6 protein-coding genes are annotated in these 3,980 nt (G+C 73.2%); 4 read left to right on the forward strand and 2 right to left on the reverse strand.

Annotation, left to right across the window (positions count from 1 at the left end; genetic code table 11):
- Together ABD329_RS47385 and ABD329_RS47390 are read right to left on the reverse strand one after the other, a co-directional pair.
- On the reverse strand, positions 1 to 227 hold a 227-nt coding region (locus tag ABD329_RS47385), incomplete at its 3' end, for a DUF4439 domain-containing protein (protein ID WP_344318209.1).
- 33 nt (positions 228 to 260) lie between these two features.
- Positions 261 to 965 carry a hypothetical protein gene (locus ABD329_RS47390; protein ID WP_246618643.1) on the reverse strand — a complete coding sequence of 235 codons (705 nt, stop codon included), beginning with the start codon at positions 963 to 965 and terminating at the stop codon, positions 261 to 263.
- Positions 966 to 1,102: 137 nt separating this feature from the next.
- On the opposite strand from ABD329_RS47390, the gene rimP reads away from it, so the two are divergent.
- From rimP to ABD329_RS47410, 4 genes are all read left to right on the forward strand, one after another.
- Positions 1,103 to 1,627 carry a ribosome maturation factor RimP gene (gene rimP / locus ABD329_RS47395; protein WP_198278560.1) on the forward strand — a complete coding sequence of 175 codons (525 nt, stop codon included), beginning with the start codon at positions 1,103 to 1,105 and terminating at the stop codon, positions 1,625 to 1,627.
- Positions 1,628 to 1,629: 2 nt separating this feature from the next.
- Entirely contained in the window at positions 1,630 to 2,622 is a 993-nt protein-coding gene (nusA, locus tag ABD329_RS47400; protein ID WP_182467388.1) for a transcription termination factor NusA, read from the forward strand.
- 96 nt (positions 2,623 to 2,718) lie between these two features.
- The gene (locus ABD329_RS47405; RefSeq protein WP_078559543.1) at positions 2,719 to 3,006 is read left to right on the forward strand and encodes a YlxR family protein; all 288 of its coding nucleotides are present in this window, start codon (positions 2,719 to 2,721) and stop codon (positions 3,004 to 3,006) included.
- 152 nt (positions 3,007 to 3,158) lie between these two features.
- The coding region (locus ABD329_RS47410) for a translation initiation factor IF-2 N-terminal domain-containing protein (RefSeq protein WP_344318211.1) at positions 3,159 to 3,980 on the forward strand (822 nt) is incomplete at its 3' end.

Consider the following 3,980-nt stretch of genomic DNA (forward strand, 5'->3'; position numbering starts at 1 on the left):
CTGGTGGGGCGGCCGCCGAGGCCGCGCACGGTGCGGGCGAGGTCGTCCCGGCGCGCGCGGTGCGCGGCGTAGCCCTCGCGCGCCTCCGCGAGCCGGTCGTCGCCGATCCGCCCGCCGACGACGCCGTAGCCGTACACCGCGGCGTGCTCGGCGGCGAGCGCCGCCTGCGCGGCCCTGAGCGCCGCGGCGCGTTCGCCGACGGCCGGGCGGTCTGCTCGAGCGGCCATGTCAGTACCCCTTCCCGGTGGTCCCGAGCGTGATCACGAGTCCGTGTCGCGCTGCGTGAGGAGATACACGTGGGCGGCGCCGCAGGCCGCGACGGAGGCCAGCAGCCGGGCCAGCTCGGGCGGCGCGGTGGCGAGCGCGGCGGTGCGGGTGTCGGCGGTCCGGCGCTCGGCCTGGACGAGGGCGGAGAGTGCCTGCTTCTCGTCCTCGGGGACCTTCGGCATCCGCTGCCCGCCCGCCGAGGGCGAGCGCGACACGGTCGCGGAGGGGGAGGGGGACCGGCCCTTGGCGGTGAAGACCGCGACATGCCGGGCCGTCTCCTCCCGCAACGGGGCCAGCCGCTCCGCGAGGGCGGGGTGCGCGTCCACGGTCGCGTCGTAGCGCGCGAGGAGTGCCGTGGAGTCCCGCGCGCCCCGCGCCCGCAGCAGCGCGACGTCCGCCCCGCCGTCCGCCTCGCGCCGGGACTCGCGGTCGTCGGAGCAGCCGCTCAGCAGCGCGACGGCCCCCAGCGCCCCGCCGCCCAGCAGCAGACTCCGCCGCCGGGTCACCGGCGCGGCGCGGGCCGGGGAGGCGGCGGACGCGGCAGACAGAGCGGACGCGGCGGACAGAGCGGACTCGGCGGACGTGGCGGGGACCGCGGACACCGCGTCAGGCGCGGCCGTGGCACGGGGCGGGGGAGTGGTGATCGACACGTTCCTCTTTCCGGGCTGCGGCCGCTCCCGGCCGCCGGTAGTGATCACAGCAGGCGAGCGTACCCGCGCCGAGGCCGTCTGCCCGGCAGCGGCCACCGAATCGTCAGCCCGCCGCCGGAACAGATAGGCTTTGACCTGACACGCGACCTTCCCACAACAGCACACGCGGCCGAGGAGTCACCCGGATGAGCACCACCCAGAGCGAGAGGCTGCGCGGACTGCTGGAACCGCTCGTCAGCGCGCGAGACCTGGATCTGGAAGAGGTCGAGGTGACACCGGCCGGGCGGCGGCGCGTGCTGAGAGTGGTCGTGGACTCCGACGACGGCGTCCAGCTGGACACGTGTGCGGAGCTGAGCCGGGACATCTCCAAGACCCTCGACGACACGGACGCCATGGGCCAGACCGCGTACGTCCTCGAGGTCACCTCTCCCGGCGCCGAGCGCCCCCTGACCGAGCCGCGCCACTACCGCCGCGCCACCGGCCGCCTCATGCGAGCGCGCCTCGCCGACGGCGACGAGCTGGTGGCCCGGATCGTCTCGGTGGACGACGAGGGCCTCGATCTGGAAGTTCCCGGTGTGAAGGGGCGCAAGCCCACCGCCAGGCGGCTGGCCTTCGAGGAGATCTCCAAGGCCCGGGTGGAGATCGAGTTCAACCGCAAGCCCGCGGACCAGGCCGCGGGCGAGGACGACGAGAGCAAGGAGGAGGCGTAGCCGTGGACATCGACATGAGTGCCCTGCGGGGTCTGGTGCGAGAGAAGGAGATCTCCTTCGACCTGCTGGTCGAGGCGATCGAATCGGCCCTCCTCATCGCCTATCACCGCACCGAGGGAAGCCGCCGCCGGGCCCGCGTGGAGCTCAACCGCGACACCGGCCATGTGACCGTCTGGGCCCGCGAGGACGACGAGGACCTGACGGAGGGGCAGGAGCCCCAGGAGTTCGACGACACCCCCTCTGGTTTCGGCCGGATCGCCGCGATGACCGCGAAGCAGGTCATCCTCCAGCGGCTGCGGGACGCCGAGGAGGAGATCACCTTCGGCGAGTACGCGGGGCGGGAGGGCGATGTCGTCGCGGGCGTCGTCCAGCAGGGCAAGGACCCCAAGAACGTGCTGGTGGACATCGGCCGTCTCGAGGCGATCCTGCCGGTGCAGGAGCAGGTCCCGGGCGAGGACTACGCCCACGGCACCCGGCTGCGTACGTACGTTGTACGAGTCGTCAAGGGTGTGCGCGGACCGTCGGTGACCCTTTCGCGTACGCATCCCAATCTGGTCAAGAAGCTCTTCGCGCTCGAGGTGCCGGAGATCGCCGATGGCTCGGTGGAGATCGCGGCGATCGCCCGCGAGGCGGGCCACCGCACCAAGATCGCGGTCCGGTCCACCCGTGCGGGGCTGAACGCCAAGGGTGCGTGCATCGGCCCGATGGGTGGGCGGGTGCGCAGCGTGATGGCCGAGCTGCACGGCGAGAAGATCGACATCGTCGACTGGTCGGACGACCCCGCTGAGCTCGTGGCGAACGCGCTGTCACCCGCGCGGGTGAGCAAGGTCGAGGTGGTGGACCTGGCGGCCCGCTCGGCGCGGGTCACCGTGCCGGACTACCAGCTGTCGCTCGCCATCGGCAAGGAAGGGCAGAACGCCCGGCTGGCGGCGCGGCTGACCGGCTGGCGGATCGACATCCGGCCGGACACCGAGCAGTCGGGTGATCAAGGCTGATTCAGGCCGGATTCCTCGGGATCCGGGCCAAATCGAGTGATGGTTCGATCACTCCCCCCAGGGGGTGAGGTCGGTACGGGGAGGTAGACTTAAGCAGTGTCTGGCCGCACGCGAGCTGGTGCCTGCCCTGAGAGAACCTGTGTGGGATGCCGGGATCGGGCGGCCAAGAACGATCTGCTGCGCATCGTGTTGATCGAGGGTGTTTGTGTCCCCGATCGGCGCGGTACGCTCCCCGGTCGGGGTGCTTATGTTCACCCCACACGGGTCTGCCTTGACCTGGCGGTCCGCCGCCGGGCCTTTTCCCGGGCCTTCAGGGGGCCGGGAGCGCTCGACACCACGGCGCTCCGCCGGTTTGTCGAGCAGGGTGAACAGGCGACGCCCTGAGTAGTTGAAGGAACGGCACGGGACACCGTGCGGTCAGGTACCTCGCGAGTCGGAAGTAGGTCGAGATTGCGATGAGCACTCGATGAGTACGCGATGAGTACGCCCATGAAGTAGCGACGGTCCGGCGACAACCCGGACCTAAAAGGAGCGAAGTGGCTAAGGTCCGGGTATACGAACTCGCCAAGGAGTTCGGAGTTGAGAGCAAGGTCGTCATGGCCAAGCTCCAGGAACTCGGTGAATTTGTACGTTCGGCGTCCTCGACGATCGAGGCGCCGGTTGTGCGCAAGTTGACTGACGCTTTCCAGGGTGGCAACGGCTCCGGCCGCGCCGCCGGTAAGCCTTCGGCGCCGCGCAAGGCGACGCCCAAGCCGCCGACCCCTGGTCCGGCGGCGGCGGCCCGTCCGGCCGCCCCCAAGCCCCCGGCGCCCGGCCCCAAGCCGGCCGGTGCCCCCGAGGGCCAGCGCGGCACCCCCTCCGCGGCGCCCACGCCGGGCCCGCGTCCCACGCCGGGTGCCACTCCCGGTCCGCGCCCCGGCGCCCGTCCGGGCGCACCGGGCCAGGGCCAGGGTGGCCAGCGCGAGGGTGGTCAGCGCGACGGCGGCCAGGGTGGCCGTGGTGGCCCGCGTCCGGGTCAGGAGCGTCCGCGTCCGGGTGGTCCCCGTCCGGCCGGTCCCCGTCCCGGTAACAACCCCTTCACCTCCGGCGGCTCCACCGGTATGGCGCGCCCGCAGGCGCCCCGTCCCGGCGGCGCCCCGCGTCACGGCGGCCAGCCCGGCGGCGGTCCGCGTCCGCAGGGCGGCGGCCAGGGCGGTCCGGGCCGTGGCCAGGGCGGTCCCGGCGGTCCCCGGCCCACTCCGGGCCAGATGCCCCGTCCGCAGGGCGCCCAGGGCGGCGGCCCGCGTCCGGGTCCCGGTGGCGCGCGTCCGAACCCGGGCATGATGCCGCAGCGTCCGGCCGCGGGCCCGCGGCCGGGC

Origin of the sequence: Streptomyces javensis (assembly GCF_039525925.1) — a bacterium.
Taxonomy (GTDB): Bacteria; Actinomycetota; Actinomycetes; order Streptomycetales; family Streptomycetaceae; genus Streptomyces; species Streptomyces asiaticus.